The sequence below is a fragment of the Pseudomonas extremorientalis genome, assembly GCF_024584605.1.
In the GTDB taxonomy this organism is placed as follows: domain Bacteria; phylum Pseudomonadota; class Gammaproteobacteria; order Pseudomonadales; family Pseudomonadaceae; genus Aquipseudomonas; species Aquipseudomonas extremorientalis.
On the sequence record NZ_CP089519.1, the window covers coordinates 5,292,219 to 5,316,823 of the forward strand.

26 protein-coding genes are annotated in these 24,605 nt (G+C 56.2%); 7 read left to right on the forward strand and 19 right to left on the reverse strand.

Annotated elements, in window-relative coordinates:
• Nucleotides 1-248: 248 nt before the first annotated feature.
• From LUU92_RS23910 to LUU92_RS23920, 3 genes are all read right to left on the reverse strand, one after another.
• On the reverse strand, nt 249-800 hold the full coding sequence (locus tag LUU92_RS23910) for a hypothetical protein (protein ID WP_257102735.1): 552 nt from the start codon (nt 798-800) through the stop codon (nt 249-251).
• Between the two features lie 55 nt (nt 801-855).
• Nucleotides 856-1,596 carry a DUF1353 domain-containing protein gene (locus LUU92_RS23915; RefSeq protein ID WP_024072729.1) on the reverse strand — a complete coding sequence of 247 codons (741 nt, stop codon included), beginning with the start codon at nt 1,594-1,596 and terminating at the stop codon, nt 856-858.
• Nucleotides 1,597-2,003: 407 nt separating this feature from the next.
• Complete coding sequence (locus LUU92_RS23920; protein ID WP_222540388.1) at nt 2,004-3,431, reverse strand: hypothetical protein; 1,428 nt, start codon at nt 3,429-3,431, stop codon at nt 2,004-2,006.
• A 1,057-nt stretch (nt 3,432-4,488) separates the two neighbouring features.
• Here LUU92_RS23920 and LUU92_RS23925 point away from each other — a divergent pair.
• Entirely contained in the window at nt 4,489-4,740 is a 252-nt protein-coding gene (locus LUU92_RS23925; protein ID WP_222540389.1) for a hypothetical protein, read from the forward strand.
• Between the two features lie 197 nt (nt 4,741-4,937).
• On the opposite strand, the gene LUU92_RS23930 is transcribed toward LUU92_RS23925, so the two are convergent.
• From LUU92_RS23930 to LUU92_RS23980, 11 genes are all read right to left on the reverse strand, one after another.
• Nucleotides 4,938-6,014 carry a protein-glutamate methylesterase/protein-glutamine glutaminase gene (locus LUU92_RS23930; RefSeq protein WP_093128371.1) on the reverse strand — a complete coding sequence of 359 codons (1,077 nt, stop codon included), beginning with the start codon at nt 6,012-6,014 and terminating at the stop codon, nt 4,938-4,940.
• On the reverse strand, nt 5,977-6,510 hold the full coding sequence (gene cheD / locus LUU92_RS23935) for a chemoreceptor glutamine deamidase CheD (protein ID WP_058423385.1): 534 nt from the start codon (nt 6,508-6,510) through the stop codon (nt 5,977-5,979). The genes LUU92_RS23930 and cheD overlap by 38 nt, the downstream gene beginning before the upstream one ends.
• On the reverse strand, nt 6,507-7,316 hold the full coding sequence (locus LUU92_RS23940) for a CheR family methyltransferase (protein WP_092249251.1): 810 nt from the start codon (nt 7,314-7,316) through the stop codon (nt 6,507-6,509). Before LUU92_RS23940 ends, cheD begins: the two co-directional genes overlap by 4 nt.
• A 9-nt stretch (nt 7,317-7,325) precedes the next feature.
• Complete coding sequence (locus tag LUU92_RS23945; protein WP_058423387.1) at nt 7,326-7,865, reverse strand: chemotaxis protein CheW; 540 nt, start codon at nt 7,863-7,865, stop codon at nt 7,326-7,328.
• A gap of 39 nt (nt 7,866-7,904) precedes the next feature.
• On the reverse strand, nt 7,905-9,563 hold the full coding sequence (locus LUU92_RS23950; protein ID WP_257102736.1) for a methyl-accepting chemotaxis protein: 1,659 nt from the start codon (nt 9,561-9,563) through the stop codon (nt 7,905-7,907).
• 29 nt (nt 9,564-9,592) lie between these two features.
• On the reverse strand, nt 9,593-11,632 hold the full coding sequence (locus LUU92_RS23955) for a chemotaxis protein CheA (RefSeq protein WP_257102737.1): 2,040 nt from the start codon (nt 11,630-11,632) through the stop codon (nt 9,593-9,595).
• 40 nt (nt 11,633-11,672) lie between these two features.
• Entirely contained in the window at nt 11,673-11,960 is a 288-nt protein-coding gene (locus LUU92_RS23960; protein WP_257102738.1) for an STAS domain-containing protein, read from the reverse strand.
• 23 nt (nt 11,961-11,983) lie between these two features.
• Nucleotides 11,984-12,352, reverse strand: coding sequence for a response regulator (locus tag LUU92_RS23965; RefSeq protein WP_058423391.1), 369 nt, complete (start codon nt 12,350-12,352; stop codon nt 11,984-11,986).
• Between the two features lie 9 nt (nt 12,353-12,361).
• Entirely contained in the window at nt 12,362-13,573 is a 1,212-nt protein-coding gene (locus LUU92_RS23970; protein WP_071489228.1) for a methyl-accepting chemotaxis protein, read from the reverse strand.
• 176 nt (nt 13,574-13,749) lie between these two features.
• Nucleotides 13,750-14,037 carry a hypothetical protein gene (locus tag LUU92_RS23975; protein ID WP_071489227.1) on the reverse strand — a complete coding sequence of 96 codons (288 nt, stop codon included), beginning with the start codon at nt 14,035-14,037 and terminating at the stop codon, nt 13,750-13,752.
• Nucleotides 14,038-14,064: 27 nt separating this feature from the next.
• On the reverse strand, nt 14,065-14,961 hold the full coding sequence (locus tag LUU92_RS23980) for a hypothetical protein (RefSeq protein ID WP_257102739.1): 897 nt from the start codon (nt 14,959-14,961) through the stop codon (nt 14,065-14,067).
• A 218-nt stretch (nt 14,962-15,179) separates the two neighbouring features.
• Here LUU92_RS23980 and LUU92_RS23985 point away from each other — a divergent pair, with 218 nt between their 5' ends.
• Entirely contained in the window at nt 15,180-15,509 is a 330-nt protein-coding gene (locus LUU92_RS23985) for a hypothetical protein (RefSeq protein WP_071489225.1), read from the forward strand.
• An 8-nt stretch (nt 15,510-15,517) separates the two neighbouring features.
• Here LUU92_RS23985 and LUU92_RS23990 read toward each other — a convergent pair whose 3' ends face one another.
• On the reverse strand, nt 15,518-16,153 hold the full coding sequence (locus tag LUU92_RS23990) for a LysE family translocator (protein ID WP_024077308.1): 636 nt from the start codon (nt 16,151-16,153) through the stop codon (nt 15,518-15,520).
• 139 nt (nt 16,154-16,292) lie between these two features.
• On the opposite strand from LUU92_RS23990, the gene LUU92_RS23995 reads away from it, so the two are divergent.
• The gene (locus LUU92_RS23995) at nt 16,293-16,661 is read left to right on the forward strand and encodes a PH domain-containing protein (RefSeq protein ID WP_071489223.1); all 369 of its coding nucleotides are present in this window, start codon (nt 16,293-16,295) and stop codon (nt 16,659-16,661) included.
• 88 nt (nt 16,662-16,749) lie between these two features.
• On the opposite strand, the gene LUU92_RS24000 is transcribed toward LUU92_RS23995, so the two are convergent.
• Nucleotides 16,750-18,504 (reverse strand): hypothetical protein, encoded by a 1,755-nt coding sequence (locus LUU92_RS24000; RefSeq protein ID WP_071489222.1) that lies wholly within the window; start codon nt 18,502-18,504, stop codon nt 16,750-16,752.
• A gap of 432 nt (nt 18,505-18,936) precedes the next feature.
• Here LUU92_RS24000 and LUU92_RS24005 point away from each other — a divergent pair, with 432 nt between their 5' ends.
• The 3 genes from LUU92_RS24005 to LUU92_RS24015 all read left to right on the forward strand — a co-directional run bounded on the left by LUU92_RS24005 (nt 18,937) and on the right by LUU92_RS24015 (nt 20,890).
• Nucleotides 18,937-20,100 (forward strand): S-type pyocin domain-containing protein, encoded by a 1,164-nt coding sequence (locus LUU92_RS24005; protein ID WP_257102740.1) that lies wholly within the window; start codon nt 18,937-18,939, stop codon nt 20,098-20,100.
• A 15-nt stretch (nt 20,101-20,115) separates the two neighbouring features.
• Complete coding sequence (locus LUU92_RS24010) at nt 20,116-20,403, forward strand: colicin E3-like toxin immunity protein (protein WP_071496423.1); 288 nt, start codon at nt 20,116-20,118, stop codon at nt 20,401-20,403.
• A 145-nt stretch (nt 20,404-20,548) separates the two neighbouring features.
• Nucleotides 20,549-20,890: a hypothetical protein gene (locus LUU92_RS24015; protein WP_306459258.1), complete on the forward strand. Its 342-nt coding sequence runs from the start codon at nt 20,549-20,551 to the stop codon at nt 20,888-20,890.
• 3 nt (nt 20,891-20,893) lie between these two features.
• Here the strand turns inward: LUU92_RS24015 and LUU92_RS24020 are convergent, their stop codons facing one another.
• The 3 genes from LUU92_RS24020 to LUU92_RS24030 form a co-directional block, all read right to left on the reverse strand.
• Nucleotides 20,894-21,460: a hypothetical protein gene (locus tag LUU92_RS24020; RefSeq protein WP_092249296.1), complete on the reverse strand. Its 567-nt coding sequence runs from the start codon at nt 21,458-21,460 to the stop codon at nt 20,894-20,896.
• 67 nt (nt 21,461-21,527) lie between these two features.
• Entirely contained in the window at nt 21,528-23,576 is a 2,049-nt protein-coding gene (locus LUU92_RS24025) for a hypothetical protein (RefSeq protein ID WP_257102741.1), read from the reverse strand.
• Between the two features lie 53 nt (nt 23,577-23,629).
• Nucleotides 23,630-24,004, reverse strand: a complete 375-nt coding sequence (locus LUU92_RS24030) for a c-type cytochrome (RefSeq protein ID WP_071489217.1) — start codon at nt 24,002-24,004, stop codon at nt 23,630-23,632.
• Nucleotides 24,005-24,187: 183 nt separating this feature from the next.
• Here LUU92_RS24030 and LUU92_RS24035 point away from each other — a divergent pair, with 183 nt between their 5' ends.
• Nucleotides 24,188-24,568: a response regulator gene (locus LUU92_RS24035; protein ID WP_071489216.1), complete on the forward strand. Its 381-nt coding sequence runs from the start codon at nt 24,188-24,190 to the stop codon at nt 24,566-24,568.
• Nucleotides 24,569-24,605 lie beyond the last annotated feature (37 nt).

A 24,605-nucleotide genomic window follows, 5' to 3' on the forward strand; every position in this document is an offset into this window, starting at 1 on the left:
ATCTTTGTCCGAATACTTGTACGACCATTTAAGATTTCAATCTCACGCGCTTACTTTTCTGCCCTAAGAACCGCGTCCGACTTTTTCAACAGAATCGGCCAGAAGCGGCCGGTCAACAGAGGCAAAAACGAGCGCAAAGCAAATAACTATCGCCTGCCAAGACGAGATCGTTTAGGAACGGGCTCCAGGCTGTCCCGTTAAGTGAAGCGAAGCGAAGCGAACGGTTTAAACTATTTGTTAGGCTGTTGTTACCCAGGACCGCTTGCTTCCACCAGTAAGTAATCCTGCTTTTTGTCGCACCACTTAAATGAGGCGCTAGTTATCGCAGATGACTCTTCACAGAATACACCAAAGAAACTCAAAAGAGCGTCGATTCTAATCTCATATGCCCATTTATGCCGCTGATAGTCTGAGAAAACTAGCATCGATGCAAAGGATGTACCTTCAGTAATTGTTTGCATCCAGTAGTAATGAATTAGCTGGTTGCACACCTCAAGTGCAGAGAGGGTATGAGGCTCCGGATGCTCCATTTCGAATCGTTCTTCAGGCCAGCCCGCACCCGTGATAGTAAACGGTCGATTTCCGATCTTTTTGTAACGTAGTACTGGGAGGCAAGTTCCGCGGGCTTGATCATTTACTTTTGGTCGTTCCAGGAGCGAGCGAACCTGGAAAGCAACTATCATCAGTTTTCTCTCATAGAGAACATGCTGTTTTTCAGACCAGCGTTTGTACTTACGTTTCTTGCGGAGCCAAATGAGATCATTTCTAAGCTCTGCGCGCCAGTAATAGGACTCGATCATATTTAGCGCCTAACTATAAATGGACAACGTCGGTGCATAGCGTCACAGGTCCACGCTATCTGATTTCGCTCAGTTCGGCGACTTGGATATCTTCGATCTCTGCGAGACTCAGGTTCTTCTGTTCAATCGTAGCCTTCATCCGCTGGAACTCTGCCTCTGATGATGAGGGTTGGACCACGCGTACCTCGAAGACCGCACCTACAACTTCTTCCACCTTCTCGCGCTTCAGCAAACCAGTTGAAATTGTCCTCGAAACGAGCCTTCCGTCGCTTGCGAGAACGGCCTCCATACCAACAGGAAGTTCTGCTTTCAGCTTTTCCAGCTTCGGCGCAATCAACGCCGCCTCAGTGCGAGGTAGCATTATGCTTTTCGGCTCTGCCCATCTAGGGCCGAAATGGTACACCGCTGCGTACATGATCTTTGCCTGAGTTTCACCCACACCAGCAGCCCGCATGGCGGTATAGAACGCCCGATGTGTGGCTCGCCAATCCCTGGTTCGTTCCACACATGCGACATCATGAATGATGGCGGCTTTTCGATACTGACCTTCGAACGGCGCCCCTATTACACTCCAAGCAACGCGAGGGATCGAAGCTCCGTCAGTGATAGTGTCCTTAGGCGCCAACCAGAAAAGTTCCTCCGGCCCCGGCCCCTTGTATGTGAAGTCTATCAAGAGCCTGGCATGGTTTTTTTCGTTCAAAAGCTCCACGTTCAGTGGTTCCGAGAATCTTCCCCAGTCTTGTGCTTGCACGCTGGCAGCAAGCAGGATCGTAGCTGCCGCAATGGCTGACTTCATTAGCCCCTCCTTGAACGCGTTCGTTGGCAGAGATCACCTTTTCAAGAGGTGACAGTAGTAAATGGCCGTCATCTTGTCCAAGCCCCCCATGTTCGCGGCGAGAAAGTCACCTAGCACAATGACAGATCACGGCCAAAAACGGGCGCTGAACTTATGATCACTTCAGACGCAGTGTTGCGATGTTCGGCCATCAGAGATGGTAGAACAGATTCGGTCGTTAAACAGTTATGGCAAGACCAACCCATGCCAAATCGGAGCCCGCATGTGCTGGTGGAAAAAAAAAAGCCTCTCGCACCAGTTTTCAATGGATTGAGAGGCTTTTCCCGGTGACTCGAAAGCACAATCGATGTGTTGAGACGCTTGAAATTGCTTTATCTAGGTGAGTGCGCTGGTTTTATGACACAGCATTATGACCAAGTTAGGTATCCCGCAGTCAGCTGCTTGAACCGGCTATCAAGTGGAGCTTTGCCATTACCAGGCAGATTGGCGATGAGGAAGTCGATGCATTCAAGTAATCGCTGATTGACTACACCTGATTTTAGCTTTTCTAGCGCGATGCATGCTTGTTTTCTGCAAACTTCTTGGCTTAGCTGAAGCTGTATTTCGTAGGAGGTTAAAGCAACCAGTGCCGATGGAGCCCACGTGTCGCCTAGTAAAACAAGAAGCTGGTCGTAATACCCTGCACCTCTTGGTGAAACTCCGTTGTAATAGGCTCGCCCATTCCCGATACGGCACATGAGAAAAGTTTTTATGAGTTTAGGGCCAAAGTTTTGCAGGATATCTTGCTGGTTGTGGATATACGACATGATTTCGGCAGCTACGGGTGCTTCATGATGATAGTTATCCCAAGCATGATGTTTTTCTAGCAATGTATCGACCAAACCATCAACTATTATTGCCCGCTCTGCGTTGGAGCGGAAGGCATTACCGTTGACGACTTGGAAAAACTGAGCACCGAGATCATATTTATCCTTGTGAAGATTTGTATTATATCCTTCTAATGTTAAGCCTAAGCGGTATTTGAAATCGTCATTGCTCGCTTGCCAAACAGATACAGATAAAAGTGAAATGTTTTTTCGGACCTGTGGATCCGTATCCTGAGCGACGTATATCCCAAACATTGTTCTCAGTACGTTCCCGCAGTGGTGAGAAGCGAGCTCGTTGATTTTTCCGATTATTCCTGCAAGATTGGCGGCGTCTAATGGTTGCGTATAGCTGCGTAAATTTTGAATAAATGCCTGAACCTGTAGTGCAGACTCTGTAGGTCGGTCTTTCAGAACGTCTTTGATGCAGTTTGTTAGCCAGCCTAATAGTTCGTAAGCATTGATGGTGTAATTAGTGGGGTGCGAGATACCTATGTCATTTCGCATATCGAGCATATGCTTTAATTTTTTTGATGTGGTCTCGCTGATTAGTTCAAGCTTACGACAGGTATCAAGTAGGGTTGAATCTTTTACGGAGCGAAGATCCTCCTCTGTTTGATAAAACTCTCTGTTTTTCCCGCCAATAGCTGCGTCGTAGAATATATCAAGACCGTAAGCTACGACTTTTTTGTGAAGGTCTAGGACTACTTCATTCCAGATCGCATTGAGGGAGTAATCGAAAAGACCGAATCCTGCGCCCACCACAAATTTTGAGAGATATCTAGCTCCTTGCTTCGCTTCGGGAGGAAGTGACTCGATAAGTGCCAGCAAGCTATGCCCAATAATGGCTCTGTCTTCAGCGGACGCAATAATATTGTCATGTGGGAGCCCAATGCTTTGCAGGACCTCAACGATCATCTGTGCTTGTGGATCAACTAGCTGCATTTGTGGTTTTGTAATTAGGTTGTTCATCGATGATTCCCTCCAGTTAGCGGGTGATGCTGGCTTGGTGTCCTGTAGTGATGCAAGAGCATGCTGCTTGTAATGTTTTCTAGCTCTTGGCTACATATTCAGATGCCTTCCGCGGCGAAAACGGCCCGATCGCCAGGACTATCGGTGAAGACAGACGAAGCGGATTGTTTCGCACCTGGGTGAAGCGTGCCAGCTGGGGGACGACTGCTTGGTAACTTGCATAGGACCTGTCCTTGTCAAAACGTGGATGCATTCTGCCAGTACCAGCTTGCGTAGGCTATCTTGAGCGAACACGCCATCAAAGTCCGCTTTTGGCCGGTAGCAGCCCTTCTAAGTTAAAGACTGTAGTCCAATCATCATAAGCCGCTCCTCGCAGAGCAGTTCTTGATGTAACACCTATTTGCCGTGTAACACGTCTATCGGCAAACGAAACACAGCTGTGTAACGCAAAATAAATCATTTAAAAACATATACTTAATAAATATCGTAACACCCGTAACACCCGTAACACGGTTTTATTAGGGTATCCCCCTAGCCCCATCAGTATTGCTCCTCCAGCGAAAGGAGATCGATCATGTTCTTGGCTTTGATTAGACAGCGGGGTCCCTGCGCATGTTGGTTTGTCACGGGGTAGGAAACCCGCGTGATCGTGGCAGCGGAAAGGTGCCCAGCTTAGTGAACAGTTGAACCGGGTGAACAGCTGTTCACCAGTGCATTTGCCCTATGAATCGGAAAGCCGCTGGGGACCCTGGGCATTTCGGATAGACACGGGGCATAGAACCCGCCGGATCTCGTTAGTGGCTGGGCTCCAAAGTTAGTTGACTGGTTGACCGAGTTGACCAGGCCAATCGTTCACTATTCTGAACGAAACCCATGACCGTTACACATCCGGTAAGGATGCACTTTTCTCTTCAAGATCCTTTCAATTTCAACGTTGAAATTTCAGTAAGCTGGTACGGCTGCCGCTACCACGATCCCGCGGGTTTCTGACCCCGTATGATCAGGATATCGTCAGGGTCCCCGGCGTCTTTTTCTGTAACCCGATCCGAGATCTCAGATGAGTAACCTCCAAAAGCTAATCGCAGATGCCCGCTCCGGTTTATCTGTACAGGAAAAAATCTCTGATGACCGTTGGCAGGCAATCGCCCAGCAATGTGGCGCCCCAGAAATCGAAGAGATCGAACACCGTATTGCCAAGCTACGAGCAGAGCTCGAAACGGTTGAGGAATGGGATGGAGATACCCGAGATGACATACACCTCGCAATTTCCAGCTTCAGCCGATTACTGAGGTCCGCGAAAGCACATTAGAATAGGCCCAGCAAAAGAGATCGTGTATCCCTACATGTATCCCTAAACAGCAAACCTCTCTGGAGGCCTTGAGTTTACTAGAAGACTCCAGTCTCCCTCGGCCCCTCTTAAAAAAAGACCTTGAAATTCAAGGTCTTTTTTTCGCCTACAGAAAAGTGGCTCGTCGACGCACTAACTATTCACCCGCCCCTTCCCCCTCACTTATGCAAGATCGCCCGATAAATATCCTCCAGCGCCATGATGCGCTGAGCGGCGTTGAGTTTGATGGCTTCCTTGGGCATGCCGAACACCACGCAACTGGCTTCATCCTGGGCGACTGTCGCGGCCCCGGCCTCGAGCATTTCCTTGAGCCCGCGTGCGCCGTCGTCGCCCATGCCGGTCATGATGATGCCGGTGGCATTCCTGCCGGCGTAGCGAGCCACCGAGCGAAATAGCACATCCACGGAGGGTCGATGGCGGTTGACCAGCGGTCCATCGATCACCTGAGCGTGGTAATAGGCGCCGCTGCGGTTGACCATCAGGTGCTTGCCGCCGGGTGCGATCAGGGCCAGGCCAGGCAGGATACGGTCGTTGTTGCGCGCTTCGCGCACTTCGATTTCGCACACGCTGTTGAGGCGCTCGGCGAACGAAGCGGTGAACTTCTCGGGCATGTGCTGCACGATCACCATACCCGGGCACACGCGCGGCAGTGCCGTCAGCACGGCTTCCAGCGCTTGGGTGCCGCCGGTGGAGGTGCCGATGGCGACGATACGCTCGGTGGTCTGGGCCATGGCATGCCCATTGGCGGCGGGCAGGATCGCATCGGCACTGAGCTTGCTGGCTGGAACCAAGGGCGGGCTGACGCTGCGTTTTCCCAGGTTCCTGACATTGGAGTTTGCGGCGGCCCGGATCGCGGCCACCAACTCGGCCGCCGATTCAATCAGGAAACTCTTCAAACCGGTTGAGGGCTTGGTGATGATTTCCACAGCGCCCGCCGACAGCGCCTGCAGGGAGGTTTCCGCGCCTTTCTGGGTCAGCGAGGAGCAGATCACCACCGGCGTCGGCCGCTCGCTCATGATTTTCTTGAGAAACGTGATGCCGTCCATGCGCGGCATTTCGACATCCAGCACGATCACGTCCGGCCATTCCCGCGCCAGTTTGTCCATGGCGAAAATCGGGTCGGAAGCCGCCCCCATGACGTGGATATCCGGCGTATCGCTGAGAATCGCCAGCAGTACCTGGCGCACCACGGCCGAATCATCGACCAGCAGCACACTGATTTTTTTGGTAGGCATCTTCTTGAAGTATTCCCATTGGTTGGTGCCGAACCCAGACGTTGCCGTTCCACAGGTCGAACATGATCGTGCGGTAACCGGTACTGCCCATGTCCTGGGCGGTCAGGTGCAGGTGATGACGCTCGGCCAGGGCCAGCGCCGCGCGAATATTCAGGCTGGCGACGTCCTGCGTCGGCAGACGACGTTGCAGATCAGGAAACATCTCGCCGCCGCCGAACAACTTGACCTGGTAATCCCGTGCATGCGTGCCATTGATTTGCGCGTGACGCAGCAGCAGTTCCAAGGCTTCGTCGGCATACCGGCCATCGAGGGGCTGATGGTTGCGCAGGCGCCCCGGCAGCATGAAGTGACACATGCCGCCGATCAGCCGCTGCGGATGCCAAAAGGTGATCGCCACACAGGAGCCGAGCAAGGTCCGCAGGCGCGTCGGCCGCGTTGCAAAACTGACTTGGCCAGGCGCCAATACCACTTCGGTCGTACCCACAGGCTTTTTCATGGCTTGCGGTAAATCGACGGCGCCACCAGCTTCAAGGTGTCATTGACGCCGTGGAGGCTTTCGGAGTGACTGATGATCAAATAACCACCACGCTTAAGCAGCGGCAACAGACGCGCGACCACCTGGCTCTTGGTCTGCTGATCGAAATAAATCATCACGTTGCGCAGGAAAATCACCTCGAACTCCCCCAGCGCCGGCAGCGCTTCGTTAAGGTTGACCTGGATAAAATTGACGCGGTTGCGCAAGGTCTTGTCGATCAGGACGGTGCCCTCCTGACGCCCCATGCCCTTGAGGCAGTACTTGACCAGCAGCGGCTGGGGCAATGTCTCGATGCGTTCCATTGAGTAATGCCCCGTGCGCGCCTTGGCCAGTACCTGGGAGCTGATGTCCGAGCCGATCACTTCCCAGGGCGTGGTGCCGAGGCTTTCGGCCAGGGTCATCGCCAGGCTATAGGGCTCTTCGCCGGTGGAACTGGCCGCGCTCCACACGCGAAACATCCGGCCCGGCGCGGCCTGGGGCAGCACGTGCTGACGCAGGAAGTCGAAGTGCTTGGGCTCGCGAAAAAAATAGGTTTCGTTGGTGGTCAGCAAATCCAGCGCAACCTGCAGTTCGCCCTTGCGCTGGTCATTCATGATCAGCTTGAAATACTCACCATAGCTCTGCAGCTCATAGTGCTTGAGGCGCTTGAACAGGCGCCCGGCCACCAGGGCTTTCTTGGCGGGCGACAGGTTGATGCCGGCCGCCCGGTACAGCCAGGTCTGGAACTGACCGAATTCATGATCGTCGATGGAGACGGTATCTGACATGATCGAGCCTCAACGCAGGTCGAGGTCAGGGGCCGGCGCCTGGCCAGCCTCGGCCAGGCTGGACATCTCGTCGATAGACAGCACCTTGTCCACTTCCAGCACGATCACGAATTTGCCCTCGACCTTGGCCATGCCACTGATGAAATCGGCGCGAATGCGCGCACCGAAGCTCGGTGGCGGTTCGATCTGCGTGGCCGGGATCTCCTGCACGGCAGATACCGTATCGACCAGCAGCCCGATGTCCTGTGGCTGACCGTCCTCGGTACTCGCCTCGATGATGATCACGCAGGAACGCCGGGTGATCGCCGAGTTGGCCCGCCCAAAGCGCGCCGACAAGTCCACCACCGGCACCACTGCGCCGCGAAGGTTGATCACCCCGCGCACGAAAGCGGGCATCATCGGCACCACGGTCAGGCTGCCGTATTCGATAATTTCCTTGATCCCCAGGATGCCGATGGCGAACATTTCGCCGCCCAGCATGAAGGTCAGGTACTGCGCATCCTCATCGACCGCCACCGCGGTCTGCCGAGTCGTCATTACTGCGCCCATGTCACTACTCTCCCTTGTAGGCCCGCATCGATCGTGCGATCAGAAGCGGGTGAAATCCGATTCGTCCGGGGCACTGGCCATGGTGTAGGCGAACGCCTTGCGCGGCGGCGTTGGTTTGGTGCGCGGCGGTTGACGGTTGGGCGTGCTGCCGGAGCTGTCCACGCCGGTGCTTTGCACCGCAGCCTTGGACGCGGAATCCAGCACGAAGAAACTCATGGCCTGTTGCAGTTGCTCGGCCTGGCTGCTCATTTCTTCGGCCGTGGCCGCCAGTTCCTCACTGCTCGAGGCGTTTTGCTGGGTCACTTGGTTGAGCTGGGTCATCGCCGTGTTGATCTGCGCGACACCGGCGGCCTGTTCTTCGGACGCCGCGCTGATTTCCTGCACCAGGTCGGACGTCTTGTTGATGGAAGGCACCATTTCGTCGAGCAACTTGCCGGCTTTCTCGGCCATCTCCACGCTGCTGGAAGACAGTTCGCCGATTTCCTGGGCGGCGACCTGGCTGCGTTCGGCCAGCTTGCGCACTTCGGCGGCCACCACGGCGAAACCCTTGCCGTGCTCGCCGGCCCGGGCGGCCTCGATGGCGGCATTGAGCGCGAGCAGATTGGTCTGGTAAGCGATGTCATCGATGATGCTGATGCGCTGGGCGATTTTCTTCATCGCCACCACCGTCTGCTGTACCGATTCGCCGCCCTCGGTGGCTTCCTTGGCCGCTTTGCTGGCCATGCCATCCGTGACCTTGGCGTTTTCGGTGTTCTGGTTGATGCTGGCGCTCATCTGTTCGACCGACGCACTGGTTTCCTCGACACTGGCGGCCTGTTCACTGGTGGCCTGGCTCATCGATTGCGCGGTGGCGCTGACTTGTTCGGAGGCGCTGGCAAGGTTATCGGAGGCGTTACGCACTTCGCCGATGATATGGGCCAGCTTGCCGACCATGTTGCGCATGGCGTTGAGCACCATGCCGGTTTCATCTTTGCCACCTGGCTCGATGTGCGCATTAAGGTTGCCTTCGGCCAATTGCTCGGCGGCGCTCGCCGCCTGGCGCAACGGCCGGGAAATGATCCGCGCGATGAATATCGCCAGGCCCAGACCGATCAGCAGGGATGCGGCCAGTACCGCGATGATCGACACGCGTGAGCTTTCATACAGCGCCGAGCCCTTGTCACCCGCGGCAGTGGCGCCGGCGTCATTGAGCTCGACCATTTTCTGCAGGCGGTTGGTCACCTCATCGAAATGCCCTTTGGATTCACCCCGGAGCAAACTGCGCGCCTGGGCTTCCTGGTTCTGACGGGAAAACTCCAGGACCTGCTTGCTGCTCGCAATGTAGGCGTCCCATGCGCTTTTCACGCTAAGCAGGAGTTGACGATCTTCATCGTTCGACAGCAATTGCTCGTAGGTCTGCATGCGGGTTTCGAACTGCTGGCGCGCCTCGGCGGCTTCGCGTTCGGCCTGGGCCTTTTCTTCGGGAATCTCGGTACCGATGTGGCGGTTTTCTTTCAAGCGATAGTTGGCGGCAAAAAAACGCATGCCTGCGGCTGCACGCATGGAGGGCATCCAGTTGCCCTTGATGTCCTGGGCGGCCTGGTTGACGGCACCGAGCTGAAGGATAGCGAAGGCGCCCATGGCCCCGGTGAGGGCCAGGACCACCAGGAACGAGCTGATCAGCTTGGTGGAAATTTTAAGATCGTAGAACCATTTCATCGGGGAACCTCCATGGAATTGCAAAGACGTCAGCGGGCGACGAGCGGTGGCGACTGAGGCGCCTGGGCCGTGCGGGCTTCCAGTTGTACGATTTGATTGAGTAGCGCCGGTACATCCAGGATCAAGGCCACCGCGCCGCTGCCCAGAATGGTCGAGCCACTGATACCGCGCAGTGCGCCGAACAGCTTGCCCAGGGGCTTGATCACGGTCTGGAACTCGCCGTGCAGGTCATCGACCACCAGCCCGGCCTTGTGCTCGGCATAGCGCACCACCACCACGTTCTGACGGCGCGCGGCCGGGCCTTCGTGGCTGAAGTGGTCGCGCAGGTCCACCAGGGGCAGCACCTCGCCACGCAGGTCCAGATAGCCCTGATCGCGGCTGGACTGGCGCTGGCGTTCATCCAGCTCGACGCATTCCTGGACCATGTCCAGCGGAATCACGTAGGTGGATTGGTCGATGCCGACCAGGAAGCCATTGATGATCGCCAGGGTCAGCGGCAAGCGAATGCGCACCACCGTGCCCTGGCCTGGGCGGCTGTCGAGGTCCACGGTGCCGCGCAACAGCGTGATATTGCGCTTGACCACGTCCATGCCGACGCCCCGCCCGGAGAGGTTGGTGACGGCCTCGGCGGTGGAGAAGCCCGCTTCGAAGATCAGGTTGTAGACCTCCTGGTCGGTGAGCACCGCGCCGCTGGCCACCAGCCCGCGTTCCTGGGCTTTTTCCAGAATGCGGTCGCGGTTGAGCCCGGCGCCGTCGTCGGCGATTTCGATAACGATGCTTCCAGAGTCGTGGTAGGCATTCAGGCTCAGATGGCCCTTGCTCGACTTGCCCGCCGCACGTCGCGCATCGGCACTTTCGATACCGTGGTCCATGGCGTTGCGCAGCAGGTGCATCAGCGGGTCGCCGATCTTCTCGACCACGGTCTTGTCCAGCTCGGTCTCCGCGCCACTGATGATCAGCTCGATGTCCTTGCCCAGTTCCTGGCTGACATCGCGCACCACGCGACGGAAGCGGTTGAACGTGTCGCCGATGGGGATCATGCGCAGGTGCAGGGCACCATCGAGAATCTCTTCCACCAGCCCCGACACCGTCGAGGTGGCCTCTTGCAGCGGGTCGTTGTTACAGGAGCGCGCCAACAGGCTGGCGCCGGCGCTGGCGATCACCAATTCGCCGACCAGGTTGATCAACTCGTCGAGCTTGTCGGCGTTGACCCGAACATAACTGCCGTCGCGGGTTTTCGCCTCGCTGTTCGCTGGCTGGCGCTGAGGCGACGCGGGGGCCAGGCCTGGCTCGGCTTGCGCGATCAGGTCACTGCCGATGGCGACGCTGCTTTCGGGCGTTTCGTCGACCACGCTGATGTGCACGTCACAGTCGTCGCGCACGAAGTCGAACACTTCGTTGAGCGTGGCATGGCTGGCCGTCGAACGCAGGTCGATCTCGAAGCCCAGGTAGCAGCTTTCCGGGTCCCAGTGCTCCAGGGCGGGGATGCTGTCGGTCAGGGTGGTGACCTGCACCATTTGCCCCAGCGTATCGAGGTAGCGCAGGAACGACAGCGGGTCCATGCCATTACGGAACACGTCCACGCCGAAACGCAGAGAAATATGCCAAAGCACGTCGGCCCCCGTGTCGTCGTGCACCGCAGCGGGTACGACGTCGGCGGTGGCGGTGCGCAGCGGCTGGTAGTCGCTCAGCGCCTCGCGCAAGGTCTCACCGCGCTCCAGCGTGGCCGGGGTCGGCGTCTCACCGCGACTGGCGACCACGTCGATCAGTTCAAGCATGTGGTCGCCGCACTTGAGCAGCAGCGCGATCAACGCCGCGTCCACCGCCACACTGCCATCGCGCAGGCGGTCGAGAACGTCTTCGACGATATGCGTGAACCCCACGATCGACGCGAGGCCGAACAGCCCGGCGGAACCCTTGATAGTGTGCGCGGCGCGGAAAATCGCGCCGATGGCATCCTGGTCACCGGGGTCGCTTTCCAACTGCAGCAGGGATTGCTCCATGGCCTGCAGCAGCTCGCGCGCCTCGACGATGAAGGTCTGCAGTGCCTGATCGAGATTGATGCTCACCTGGACTTTCCTTGTCGATCAATGAACGGGACAGTGCCGCTTAAAGCGCGGCGCTGCGACACAGTTGGAGCGCCTGCATGACTGCCTGGCTCTGGCCTGTCACACTCAAGGCGGTGCCGGCAACGCCGGCTTCACGCTGGATGACGGCCAGCAACTGCAGGCCGGCACCGTCCATTTCCGTCACCTGGGACAGGTCCAGTTCCAGGCGCGGGACCGCGCCCATCTGCGACAACAACGCGCCCGCCAGTTCAGCGACGGTGTAGATCGTGAGTTCGCCGTCGATGCCCACATGGGCGGTGTCGTCGATTGTTTCGTGAGTGATCGGCATGGTGGCCTCCCTGGCGCCGGGTGTCAGGGCAGGATCAATTTGGAGACCGCCGCCAGCATCTGCGCCGGCTGGAACGGCTTGACCACCCACGCCTTGGCGCCCGCGGCCTGGCCTTCGGCCTTCTTCGATTCCTGAGATTCGGTGGTCAGCATGATGATCGGTGTGAACTTGTAGTTGGCCAGCTTCTTCACCTCCTTGACGAAGGTGATGCCATCCATGTTGGGCATGTTCACGTCGCTGATGATCAGGTGCACTTTTTGTCCGGTCAGCTTGTTCAGGGCGTCCTTGCCGTCGCTGGCCTCGATCACGTCGTAACCGGCGCTTTTCAAGGCGATGCCGACCACTTGGCGCACGCTGCTGGAATCGTCGACCACTAATACATTCTTCGCCATGATGTGCTCCTAAAAGAAAGTGATGTCTTGGGAATTCGACTGCACAGCCGCCTCGCCGCGATGGAGGCGTCGTTGCTCGTCAGTGGCATAGGTGGTTTCCATGCGCGCCAGCCATTGGCGGGCGTCGATGGCCAGCGGCTGGTCCGGGGTCTGGTTGGCCTGTTGCAGATGGTCATGCAGCGCGTGCATGTTGTCGCGCACGTGACTGAGGATCTGGCTGACCCGGTCCTGGAATTGCAGGTTGACCAACACCTCGGTCATCTCATCGCGGATGCCGTAGCTTTCCTGCTTGAGCAGGTCGGCGGATTCGGCCAGGCGCCCAGTGATGTTCTGGAAGCGTGTGAGCACCATTTGAATACTGTTTTCGGACTCGGCCACCGAATGGCTGTCCTGGTCGGCACTGCTGGACGCGGCCTGCACCAATTGAGTAATGGCGTTGTTGATGATGTCGACCTTGGCCGACATCTGCTGGCCCGTTTCACTGGATTTGCTCGACAGGCTGCGCACCGCATCGGCCACCACCGCGAAGCCGCGACCGGCCTCACCGGCGCGCGCCGCTTCGATGGCCGCGTTGAGGGCCAGCAGGTTGGTTTGTGCAGCAATCGCTGCCACATCAGCGGCCATGGTACGCAGCTCGCCCGTGTAGGCGGTCAGGCTGCGCACCTGCGCCAGGGTCTGGTCACGGCTGGTTTGAGTGGCCTTGAGCGAATTGATCACCTGGCTCAACTCGCTGTCACTGCGCGCCAGCACCTCAAGCGCGCCGTCAGCGGCCTGCCCGTCCAGCTCGCCGGCCGCGTGCTGCGACGCTTGTACCGTTTCCTCCAAGCGAGTGGCGATCCCGGTGAAACGGTTCACCAGGCTCACGATCGCTTCCTCGGTCTGATGGCGCGAGCTTTCCACCTGCTTGGCCCAGATGGGCATGGCACCCAGCAATACCTCATCGAGCTGTGCACGCGAGGCCAAGCCGTCATGTGCGTGCGCACTCGATTGGTCCGCCTGCGCCTGCGCAATCGCTCGCTGCAGTGCGTTGCGCTGTGAAGCCGCGCTCCAGGCACAGGCACCGAGGCCGACCACCACCAGTACCGCGCAGGCCACCAGATTGGCCGGCGAGGTTGATTGCACGAGTATCCACAAAACGGCCGGCACGACCGGGATCAAGGCGAACCAACGGAAACGAGGATAAACGGGAAGGGGCATGCGGCTGGATGGGCGCTGGGGCATGAGTTCGGTCCTTGAACAGTGTTGCGGATATAAACGACATAGTGTTTATCCGCCCCTAGCGCCTCAACTTTAGGTCTGTTGAGTGCCTTCCGTCTGGTTTATGACCGATATGTTAATGACCCGTGGACCTGAGGCAGGCATTCCTTGAGGCCGCCCTTGCCGGGCGGCCGGTAGGGTTATTTCAACAAGGCAATCAGCGCGCAGACCACCGTGATCGCCAACGCCGGCCATTGCATCGGCATGAAAAAGAAGTGGTGGCGCACGCCATCGGCGTGCGGTTGTCGGTTCAGCACAAAGCCCAGCAGGGTGTTGATCGCTGACCCCACCCCGAAGCCGAGCAACACCTGCATCAGCGATGTGTTGCCGGGTTTGACGCTGGGGTCGGGCCACAGCCCCGTCAATAGCAGCACCATCGCCACCGGTGTAAACAACGTCAGCCAGCCTGCGCCGCGATAGATCATCATTTAATCCTCAGCTGTGACGCTGCTGGCTCAAGCCCGCTCGCGTGTTTGTTGTTGCGCCGCAAACACGGCATCGAGGGTATTGAGGAACAGGTCGTGACTCAGAATGCCGGTAGAGATGGTCGACAACACGGGTTTGCCGCTCTCGTCCTTGATCACCACTTTTTCGGTCCAGGCGTTGAGGTCGACGCTGCGCAGCGACGACATCGGCACTTTGTGGCCCTGGTACTCGAGGGATGCGCGGCTGACGACGATTGGCGAGGTGGTGATTTTCAGGAAGTTGCCACTCACGCGTTTGCCCCAGACCTGCCCCGAGCTGATGCAGTTGAACGTCACAGCCCCGCCCATCTCCAGCGTCGCGATCACTGCCGGCATGCGTGCGCGAACGTGCAATTCACGCACCAGTTGTTGGAATTCGTAAAAGCCTTTGAGGCTTTCAATCACCCGATGAAACGGCTCGGACGCGTTTCGACGATAGGCCAGGTTGGTGATCATGCCGGTCATCACGGTTTGCCCGGAGCCGAACAAGTACAGGTCTTCGATATCGGCAAACGCCGTGTACTCGCGTTGCTCGTTGATGATGCGTTCGATGCCGAACTCAAACACGTTGTAGCGTGGCGCGCGCAGTTTTTTGTGCCAGGCGTAGGCTGCAAACACGCCCACGGCAAGAACGACCAGCAAGGCGCTGGTGGCGTAGATCAGGGTATGTGGGTTGGCAAAGTTCAAGGCCATGCCACGTGATGTCTGGAGGTTGACCGGGCCATCGTTGCCCGGTGGCAGTATCGTGCTCAGGTACATCACAAAACCGGCGAGGGCCAATAACACAACCCCGAATATCAAACTGAAAATCAGGAAGCCTTTGCCGTGGCGGAAACTCGCGATCAGCTCGCCGGTGGCCGAAGGTGCTTGGGTAGGGGATGACTGCATAAGTGTTTGCGTCCTTGTAATGGGTTAAGCCTTGCACACTGTCAGTCTGGTGGCCGGGTGCATTTGGCACGGCGAGTTGGAACATGGCTAATTAATATCGTTCCTTGGGAAGATGACTTCACAGGAGGGTGAGCCTGGCAGTTCGCGGTATTGGGGTCTTTTTTTTCCTGCCTGGAACAGTGATCATCGCCCTCCCCCAAGCCCTAGGAACCAAGACCATGGAGTTGACGCTGGAAGCTGTTGCGCTTTTTGCACTGAAGCTGGTGCACGAGACGGATGGCGGCAGCCCGGTCTTGCGGGACGATCCGGTGATGGATGGGTATGAGCGGGAGGTATTCGGGCTGCTGGTGCGGCAGGGAGACTTGGCGGCCATTCAATCCAAAGTCGCGGAATCTGTGGATCAAGCGCTTGAAGCACTGGGCGGGGCCGATACGGTGATGGGGCGCGAGTTGCAGCGCTTGGCGCTGGGCGTGCGCCAGGCGTCGACACTGGATGAACTCAATGACCCGCTCAACGCACTCAAGGATTACCTGAAAGCCATCCTGTAACGCACGGTTCAGCGCCGCCCCTCCACCGCCATCCGCACCGCCAGCCCCATCAATACCGAGCCCATCAACCAGCGCTGCACCACCTGCCAACCCGGCCGGGTAACGAAAAACACCGCGATGGACCCCGCCATTGTGGCAATCACCGCGTTGACACTCACGCTGATGAAAATCTGCGTAAAGCCCAGCACCAGGGATTGCGTCAACACGCTGCCATGACCGTTCGGGTCGATGAACTGCGGCAGCAACGACAAATACATCACTGCCACCTTGGGGTTGAGCAGGTTGGTCACCAGGCCCATGGTGAACAGCTTGCGCGGGCTGTCCTTGGGCAGATCCCGCACCTGGAACGGCGAACGCCCACCCGGCCGGATCGCCTGCCAGGCCATGTACGCCAGGTACAGCGCGCCGCCGAAACGCAGCGCGTCATAGGCAAACGGCACCGCCATGACCAGGGCCGTGATCCCCAAAGCCGCGCACACCATATAAACCAGAAACCCCAACGCCACGCCGCCGAGGGAAATCAACCCGGCCGTGCGGCCTTGGCAAATCGAACGGGAGATAAGGTAAATCATGTTCGGACCGGGCGTGAGCACCATGCCGAGTGAAATCAGCGCATAGGCCAGCCAACTGGACAGTTCGGGCATTGTTGGGCTCCTGGGGTGTTAGGTTGTCGGCGAAACATTTGGCCAAGGTTGTCAGCTTGGCCGCCATGGTAGGGCGTTCAAAATGCGCGCGTTAGATACAGATCCGCGAGTAAAACGGCATACACCCAAGAGGCAGGACATGATCGACTTCAACAACAAAGGCTTCTTCAAGCTCAAGCAAAACAACGAATACGCCGAACGCGTCGCCGCCCTGCTGCTGGACGGCGAAGAAGTGGTCGACGCCTACAAGGCCATGCGCGACGGCGTGGTGTTCACCACCAAGCGCATCATCGCGGTGAACGTGCAGGGGATTACCGGCAGCAAGAAGGACTTCACGTCGCTGCCGTATAAAAACATCGTGGCGTATTCGGTGGAGACGTCCGGGACGTTTGATCTGGATTCGGAGTTGGAGATTTATTTTTCGTCGCTGGGCAAAGTGAAATTCGAATTTACCGGCAAGACTTCAATTGTGGAAATCTCGCGGTTGATTTCCAAACATCTGCTCTGACTCCTGGCCTTGAAAAGTCTACAGTGTGAAAGCCTGCACCGCTTAAACGATCGATGCAGTTTTCTCACTGTGACCGGCGAGCGTGATTTCACAGCAGCTTGCAGATGACCTTCAAGTCATCAAAAAGAAAGTGCGCGTTAGCTCGACAATAGACATCATAGTGCTCAGCCATCTGCCTGCCGCTCTGGGTATGATTGAAGTAAGCATCGACCATCTCCTGTGGTCGGTGCAACCGTGGTTTATTCAGAACTCGCTCCTCCGTAAGGTCTCGTTTTTTGCGAACCTGCACGCGCCCGTCTCGCAGTAGATTACGGAGCAAATTCCACTCATAAAAGAAAAACCCGTCCAACTCATAAAAATTCAAAAATGGGATATTGTGCAACAACACGAAATAACTATTATGCTCATGAGCCCCGCCCACACCATGCCGACTTAACTTTTTGCGGATACTCTCATCACTCAGACTATCTCTAAGCACTGCTAACTGGCGAACAAAACCGGCGCGGAAATTATCATTAAGAAACAACTGACATTGTTCCGCGAGGTAGGTCGGCATGTCCGACAACTGATACTTAACCTGAACAAAGTAATAAATATCATCCTCTACATCCTGAAGAATAAAATCTATATCATACCCCTTAACCTTCGAATTATTGCTCGGCTTAAACTCATCATAGACCTTGAAGCGCGGATCATTAAGATCCCGAATGTAGTTGAGGATATAATTTTTTTCGAACCCCACCCCTAGCAAATGACCAAAATTTTGGCCTTTCTCACTTCCTTTTGCCTCACCCAATAAAAACCTGACAAACTTTCTCAACCCATACTTAAAGTTCAGCGCCCCCCTGATATATACGCCGCCTTTGTATTCAATAAAGCTGCTAGCTGAGTCCAACGTGGGTGAACGTCCAATCAGCGCACTGTTGATCATATCCACTGTTGCGGAGCTGACAATACTTCTCAAGTAGGCTTCGTCGGTCGTGACTTGACCTGAAATCACACGCAGCTCAAGGTGAACTGCAAAATCGACGATTTCTCGCAGGTACTGATATTTCGGATGCCGGACCATATCTTCTGACAAATAGTCGGCGTGTATGGAAAAACATTTATCCAAGGTCTGATCAACCAAAAGTTTTCGGAGCGCCTCTGGCAACCGCCCATATCTTTGAAGTAAAGGTATAGCGTCATGCCGAGAAATCAAGTCACTGATCTTTGAATTAGCCTCGGTAATTTCCGCTAGCCAAAAACCCTTAACCCGTCGTTGTAGCTTCACAGTAGGCGTAATATGAAGAGTGTCTCCCGCCAGCCTAGCCGTCAGCAGACCTTGCGCCATCAGAAAATAAACTTCACTTAGGTAGTAACTCGTCCATAAATTAGCATTCATGAGGATGGCCAAATTATGAACTGCACGCAGCTTCAAGCTTTCGGCAACCCTATTACAAGTATATTCGAGCGCTGCCCACGTATAAGACGCATTAAACCCAGCGATCATTTCGCGTCGAGACGCTGACTTAATGTCCTCTCCCGACAATAAAACTCCAACCTTGAAATACAGACTTAACTGATCAGTAAAACGATGCATGGTTTCCTGATTAAGGGGTGTGTAGTCTTCAAATAAATAATCAGGCAGGGTGTCGCGGGCATGCCGCAAGTTAACGCTAAGCTTTTCCCAGAGTAACGATTGGATCTGCTCGGAGCGAATCAGGCTACGCAGTAACGGGATACGGTAAAGCACTCGAGTGTGCCACTTGAGACGTTCCCCTACTGGAGGCTCCGTGGTCATTACCGCCATAGGATTATGCAAAAAGGCAAGCAGCGCTGGATCAACGTTGTCATAAATCATAAATAGTTTCCTGTTCGCTCTTTATTACCTTTACCCCCGGCGTTTCATACGGCCAGTTTCCGAGGCTATCAAACCGCAGGCGCGATGCGAAGGATGTCTATATGCGGGCGCAGTTTTATCTTCTTTATCAAAGATATAAATGTCAGTTTTCAATTGGCTCCGCAACCAAGGTTCCCATTTCGGCTGGCGTTGCGCGGCAACTTTTACCTCCTTTTCTCACGGACGGATCGTTTGAGAGATACAACTCCGGTATTACGCAACCTGATTGAGTCCAATGCTAAACGAAAAAAACAGAAAACGAGATAATCGAAACGTGCCTTTCCAACCAGATCTCAGTCCACTTTTCCCACACGTACAATCGAATTAAGCCGACATAAGCTTCTGCTCGCGCTCTCGTAGGCTCACCTCCTCGCACAAGGACGTGAGCCCGTCATGCCAGAACGCTTTTACCCACCCACCGAAGAAGAGTTACGCAAACGACGCATCCTGACGCCACAGCCATCGCGTGCGCCGTATTCGCCATCGGTTGATTTTTTCGAGCCATCCCCTGCCCCAGCCCCTACGCGAGCCAAACCTCCCGGCTGCGTCTTCATGAAGCCTTGCCAATTGCCTGACGGCATCACTCATTACTTCAACCCGGCAGGGTATGTGCCGTTGGAACTGATCAGGGAGTACGGCCACTTAAGCCTGCTGGGTGGGCGTGAGGTGGACAGCAGGGGCGCGGTTGCCTTGCGCAAGATCGGCGGCAGCACATTGCCTGCAGGTTTGGGCCAGTTGGCGTTGCGGTCGGCGGTTTGGGAGTCGGCGGCAACTGCCGTTGGATCGGTCGCCGGGGGCCTGCTGACGGGCTTGGTGGCGCTGGCCTGGCCGTCAGAGCTGGGTGATAGCGCGCTCTACAGCGAGGAGCAGTTGCGTTCGATGCAACGGGCGCGGTCGCAGATGCGGTTGCATATCGAGCAACGCGAGGACGGCACGCTCAAGGGGTATGGGTTCTACACGGGCAACCATGCCGATTGGCAGATGATTGATGTGGTGCAGTTCCAAAACCGTAGCGATCAGTTTGTAGCGGATTTGGGTGAGGGTGTGGAGTTGATCTGGACACCCGCCGTTGATCCCAGCGACACGCTGGGGATTCCGCCATTGGAGGCTGCGCCGCAAGCGCCGATGATCTGGATTTATCCGCCGACGGAGAAAGCGGCGCAGATTCTGGTGAACCCGGTTTATCCGCCGGAGTATCGGGATTTTATTCTGGTGTTCCCGGTGGAGTCGGGGGTACGGCCGCTGTATGTGGTGCTCAACAAGCCAAGGAAAGGGCTCAGAAACCCAGACCATGACTACTTCCCAGCCCCCAAAGCCGAAGATATAACAGGCTTCCCTGGTCTGATTCCGCAAAGGCCTGTGACGCCAAGAAGAGGGGGCGTTGGCTTACGCGAACGTTGGATAGACGCAAAAGGAAAAAGAATATTTGAATGGGATTCCAAGAAAGCCGAGCTGGAAGTCTATCGAAAAAGTGACTTGGAACACCTCGGTGCATTTGATCCTTATACCGCCGAGCGTCGAGGACCGGCGGACCCGAAACGTCGAATTTACAGATAAAAAGGAATTCTGAAAATGGTGATGAAAATCAGACTGCGATGGTACGAAAAGCACAGCAATGACTTGAAAGCGGATGAATACTCAGCGGATATCGCAGACCCAGACAGTATTTTTGAAGCATTGGGCTTAAGCGAAGAGACCGCGATATATGCCGACGTATTCAACGTCCAACCCAATTGGATAACGCTAATTCAGCCGTACTTCCAGCACGTGATCCAACCCAACCGCCTCGACTACCAAATCTCCTTCCGCTACCAAGGCGCCTGGCCACCGCCTCCAAAACAATCCAAAAAGGCGTCGTGATGCAATGAAACCCACATCGCAAAAGCCCCTCCTCTACCGCTCAGTCAACACCCGAACCCATGGCGTGCGCCACGGCAGTTGTCGCGCCTACCGGTATGAGCGGCACACCAAAAGCGAAAAAGACAAACAATCAAACCGCGGTTCGATGCATAGCCATCAACGGCATGGCTTTGATTACACCCCGCTATTCCGCTTTCTACTTTCCAAAGTCGGTCACCCTTGGGATCAGGTGTTCAGCGAAGCCAACGCCCGCCTGGATCGTCCGGAGCCGATGTTCTGGATGGTCGCGCAACATGAAAGCGACAAGCAGGATTACGTGAGAACGGATGAGAACAGCTACTACAGCGGCTTGTGGGTCGACGAAGGCGGCCTGCTGCAAAAGGTCAACCCACAGCTGACGCCCGAGCAGATGAAACCCTTCTGCAACTGCTGCACCCACACCTTCAACGGTGTGGTATTCCCGCAGGGTCTACCACACCACGGCTAACCCTCAACCCGACTTACCCCCACTCCCCGCCTCAGCCACCGGTACCCGATTTGCCGGGTCCGTCACGTCATACACATGCTGCTCACACCCCGAACCCTTGAATTGGAATTCCACCAGATACACTTTTGCCTTCTCTGGGCTAAACGTATTCATCTCCGGCCCGCAGGTGTAGTAGTAACCAGTACGGGTGTCGTTCGCGTAACCCGATACAGTGAGTTTCTTGCCGGGGTCGGCTTGGATTTCCAGTTGTGGGAAACGCTTGAAGCCCGCACTGGCCACGGTCTGGTTGAGCTTGGCGATCCAGTTGAAGACCTTGCCTTCGCCGGTGTCCATCACCGTGCCGAGGGCTTCCATGCGTGAGTCAGGGTCGCCTTCGCGACTGATCGAGAAGTCGACGGCGGGGGTACCGCCACTGGACTTCATGATGACTTTGGCGTGTTCCGCATCCACAGCCACGGTTTTCTGGCGAAACTGAATGCCGTCCTTGAACAGGCTGGATGATGAGTCGCGTTGGTTGGATTGGCAGGCGCCCAGGGCCAGAGCGAGGGAGAGCAATGCGATTCGCTTCACAGGGGATATCCTTATCGAATGAGGGTGATGAAGAGACTAGGGCTCACAGGGAATGTTCCAAACCTTATCACCTGTCAATTTTGCGCAGTTTGCCGCCTGAAACCGACTGTGCCACGGCCAATTGTTCCTCGAAGCTGAAACCCGAAAGCTCGTAGAACAGACTCCGCACTGGCTGAGCCTGTTCGCCCCGCAGGGGATACCTGTGCAGCCGGGGCTGGGCCATGGTTCGGTAGACCCTGATCAGAGCCGGGTTCGCGGCATAACCTGCGAACTCACGCTGCGCACTTTCCACATCGCTATATAAGGCATAGCCGTAGTCGTGAGCGGTATCGGAGTCCGCGCGTCCTCCAAACCGGACTTCGCCATCCTTGAGAAAATGCCTGAGCAAGTGAGGATCCAGAATGGGCACGTCGTCATATGCAAAACCGGCGTGATAAGGACCACTGACGATCACCAACGGCAGCACGGTGACTTCGGACGCGTCGCTGAGGTGAGGAAAATACTGGCTGCAAAATGCCCCCAGCCCTTGCTGAATATGTTGGGCTTTTCGCCGCGCCTGGCGGGCTTTATGGATGATGCCATTGTTGTCGGAAAAATCGTTGTGGTAATCCAGCGGAGTTATCGGTGCTCGACGACTGCGCAGTTCACACACCACCAGCAGACTGCCAAACGAGAACACAAGGTCGATCTCCTCGACAACCTTGGACGGTCCTCTGAACTTCACCGCCCCCAACCATGTCAAGCCCGCCATGATCGGGTTGGTTTTGCGACAATCTTCCAACACCGCGAGCAGGTAACGTTCAAACAGTCGTCCGCGTTGCTTCCCTTTGGGGTCGATGATGCTGAGCCAGATATCAAAATTCCTGGAGATGCTGGCCGTCAACGGCGCACTGATCGGAATCAGTACGTCTTCATCCACCTTCACCAACGGTCGCGACCACAGGTCGTGCTGCAGGCTCTTGGCCTCGTAAAGGAGCAGATCAATGGCCGCGTTTACCTGTTCAACTGCAAGCCCCGTGGACTCTGCAAGCCGTTCGACAAGAGTGTTGCGGGAAAACCGCGGACACAGCTTGAGCAGGTCTTCCCACTGCCGAGGCGCAGGCATCTGCCCATAGCGCTCTTTGAGTTGCGCCGCGATCACCGCAAGGTGCAGCCAGATATGCAGCAGGTTTTGGCACTCGGTACTTTTTACAGCCGGGTTGGGAGAGGCATCGAACAACGGATGCAGGTACTCGTCGATCATGTAATACGGCGACAGATACGCATAAAGCGCGGCTGTCTGGACGCTGTCGCTTAATTCAGACCAGTTGCCGATCGACAACACGTCGGTGCCGACGCATTGGATATAGCGCTGCCACCCGAGCCGGGCCACATGGGTTAGGCGACCCTGATGAAGGTCGTTGGAAATTCTCAGACCGTTGGTACCGTTGTGGCGATCACGGCGGTATTCATAAATCACTTTGACCAGATCCAGATGCTCCGACGCAGAGGAGAGCAGTACGCCTTTGGAGTCGGCAAAAAACTCCATGCCGCCGTACAACAACTCTTGCCAGATTTTTTTGAAACTATGGGTCAGTTGAACCAGGTCGCTTTCATAGGCAAAAAAGTTGATAGCGCTGAGCATATGCGGGCAATTGTCGGGGAACAGCACACGCAGGTCATGGCGGTTTTGATACAGATCCCAGATCGGCCCGCAAAGCGAATCCAGCCGCAGCATGTTGAGGTGATCCGGTGGCAGGCCGGACTCACCGTTGGTCAATGAAGAACGGAATGAAAGGTGCTCTTCAAGGGATGCTGTCGGGTTGGCCTCGACGGCCTGCAGGGCCTCGGCAGCCATTGCGCAGAAGAAGTGATTGGCCGACCCGATATGTGCGCTGATCAGCGCGTCATACGTCAGCGGCTCATCTGTACTGAACGAATAGTGCAGACGGCTGCTCTTCACCCGTTTAAATTGGGTGTTCAGCCAGCGTGCGCCTTCCAGGAAGCCTCTTTCGATACTGTGCCCAGGATAAAGCGCCTGGTATTTCACAATCCAATCGTTGATGTCGAACTCGTCGAGCATCGCGGGGTGTGCCAGTTGTTTGTTGCGGGCGAGCTTGAGCAGTTGCCGGTCCATCAGCGTGCCTCTGGTTTTTTAAGGTGAAGCCCGCAGGCTTCGATCGACACCAATCACTTGGGCTGGAAGGTTTCCAGATACGCCAGGATGTTTTCAATTTTCTCCTGGTCGCTGATACCCCAGAAGATCATCCGCGTACCACTCACCACCTTCTTCGGCGCCTCGATATAGGCCGCGAGCTTGTCACGGGTCCAGACCACACCGGAGTTTTTCATCGCGTCGGAATACTGATAATCCGTGGTCGTCGCGGCGGGCCGGCCGATGATGCCGTTGAGCTGCGGGCCGAAACCGCCGCGCGCGCCTTCGCCGATGCTGTGGCAGCCGCCGCAGGTCTTGGTGAAGAGCTTGCCGCCTGCCTCGGCGTCGCCGGCCGCCAGAGCGGGGCTTGCGTTAAGGATCAGGGCGAGGGTGAAAAAGGCGTATTTCATCAAAGGCTCCACAGCCGGCAACGGTAGGCCGATTATGCCTGTATCAATTTCACTCCGCCGCTTCTGGTAACAGCCCGGGAAGCGCTCTGAAACGACCATCCATCGCCCGGTACACATCCAATCGAACCTATTCCAACCCATCCCACTCCACCTTACTGAATCCCTGATGGTGGAGTAAGGATCATGGCTCAGCCATCGATTTTGGTGCTGGAAGACGACGAAATCATTCGGGCGTTAATGGTGGATGTACTGGAGGATTTCGGCGCGCTGGTGACGTCGTTTCCTTCGGCGGATGAGGGGATGATTTATCTTGAGCGGGCCGATGATCCGGTCGACCTGATTGTCAGCGATATCCAGATGCCGGGCCTGCTCAATGGCTATGACCTGAGCAAGGTGGTGGCCCATCGTTGGCCGAAGGTGCCGGTGGTGTTGACCTCGGGGAATACCAAGTTGGCGGCGCAGTTGGGCGGCTCGGTGCGGTTTTTGCCCAAACCGTGGAGCACTGAGCATTTGATTGAGTGCGTACAAACGGCGCTGACCCAACAAGGCTTGTCAATGCACTGATAGCGTCACGATATCATCCAGATCGAACTTCATGGCG

What these genes read in the sequence shown, in the direction of transcription:
- LUU92_RS23930 (WP_093128371.1), bottom strand. Translation starts at nt 6,014, where the DNA reads ATGCCTACCAAAAAAATCAGTGTGCTGCTGGTCGATGATTCGGCCGTG.
- LUU92_RS23940 (WP_092249251.1), bottom strand. Translation starts at nt 7,316, where the DNA reads ATGTCAGATACCGTCTCCATCGACGATCATGAATTCGGTCAGTTCCAG.
- LUU92_RS23980 (WP_257102739.1), bottom strand. Translation starts at nt 14,961, where the DNA reads ATGCAGTCATCCCCTACCCAAGCACCTTCGGCCACCGGCGAGCTGATC.
- LUU92_RS23910 (WP_257102735.1), bottom strand. Translation starts at nt 800, where the DNA reads ATGATCGAGTCCTATTACTGGCGCGCAGAGCTTAGAAATGATCTCATT.
- LUU92_RS24025 (WP_257102741.1), bottom strand. Translation starts at nt 23,576, where the DNA reads ATGGACCGGCAACTGCTCAAGCTCGCCCGCAACAAACAACTGGCACAC.
- LUU92_RS24030 (WP_071489217.1), bottom strand. Translation starts at nt 24,004, where the DNA reads ATGAAATACGCCTTTTTCACCCTCGCCCTGATCCTTAACGCAAGCCCC.
- LUU92_RS23945 (WP_058423387.1), bottom strand. Translation starts at nt 7,865, where the DNA reads ATGGGCGCAGTAATGACGACTCGGCAGACCGCGGTGGCGGTCGATGAG.
- LUU92_RS24035 (WP_071489216.1), top strand. Translation starts at nt 24,188, where the DNA reads ATGGCTCAGCCATCGATTTTGGTGCTGGAAGACGACGAAATCATTCGG.
- LUU92_RS23920 (WP_222540388.1), bottom strand. Translation starts at nt 3,431, where the DNA reads ATGAACAACCTAATTACAAAACCACAAATGCAGCTAGTTGATCCACAA.
- LUU92_RS23915 (WP_024072729.1), bottom strand. Translation starts at nt 1,596, where the DNA reads ATGAAGTCAGCCATTGCGGCAGCTACGATCCTGCTTGCTGCCAGCGTG.
- LUU92_RS23985 (WP_071489225.1), top strand. Translation starts at nt 15,180, where the DNA reads ATGGAGTTGACGCTGGAAGCTGTTGCGCTTTTTGCACTGAAGCTGGTG.
- LUU92_RS23970 (WP_071489228.1), bottom strand. Translation starts at nt 13,573, where the DNA reads ATGCCCCAGCGCCCATCCAGCCGCATGCCCCTTCCCGTTTATCCTCGT.
- LUU92_RS23990 (WP_024077308.1), bottom strand. Translation starts at nt 16,153, where the DNA reads ATGCCCGAACTGTCCAGTTGGCTGGCCTATGCGCTGATTTCACTCGGC.
- cheD (WP_058423385.1), bottom strand. Translation starts at nt 6,510, where the DNA reads ATGAAAAAGCCTGTGGGTACGACCGAAGTGGTATTGGCGCCTGGCCAA.
- LUU92_RS24015 (WP_306459258.1), top strand. Translation starts at nt 20,549, where the DNA reads ATGCATAGCCATCAACGGCATGGCTTTGATTACACCCCGCTATTCCGC.
- LUU92_RS24005 (WP_257102740.1), top strand. Translation starts at nt 18,937, where the DNA reads ATGCCAGAACGCTTTTACCCACCCACCGAAGAAGAGTTACGCAAACGA.
- LUU92_RS24010 (WP_071496423.1), top strand. Translation starts at nt 20,116, where the DNA reads ATGGTGATGAAAATCAGACTGCGATGGTACGAAAAGCACAGCAATGAC.
- LUU92_RS23950 (WP_257102736.1), bottom strand. Translation starts at nt 9,563, where the DNA reads ATGAAATGGTTCTACGATCTTAAAATTTCCACCAAGCTGATCAGCTCG.
- LUU92_RS23965 (WP_058423391.1), bottom strand. Translation starts at nt 12,352, where the DNA reads ATGGCGAAGAATGTATTAGTGGTCGACGATTCCAGCAGCGTGCGCCAA.
- LUU92_RS23975 (WP_071489227.1), bottom strand. Translation starts at nt 14,037, where the DNA reads ATGATGATCTATCGCGGCGCAGGCTGGCTGACGTTGTTTACACCGGTG.
- LUU92_RS23925 (WP_222540389.1), top strand. Translation starts at nt 4,489, where the DNA reads ATGAGTAACCTCCAAAAGCTAATCGCAGATGCCCGCTCCGGTTTATCT.
- LUU92_RS23960 (WP_257102738.1), bottom strand. Translation starts at nt 11,960, where the DNA reads ATGCCGATCACTCACGAAACAATCGACGACACCGCCCATGTGGGCATC.
- LUU92_RS23995 (WP_071489223.1), top strand. Translation starts at nt 16,293, where the DNA reads ATGATCGACTTCAACAACAAAGGCTTCTTCAAGCTCAAGCAAAACAAC.
- LUU92_RS24000 (WP_071489222.1), bottom strand. Translation starts at nt 18,504, where the DNA reads ATGATTTATGACAACGTTGATCCAGCGCTGCTTGCCTTTTTGCATAAT.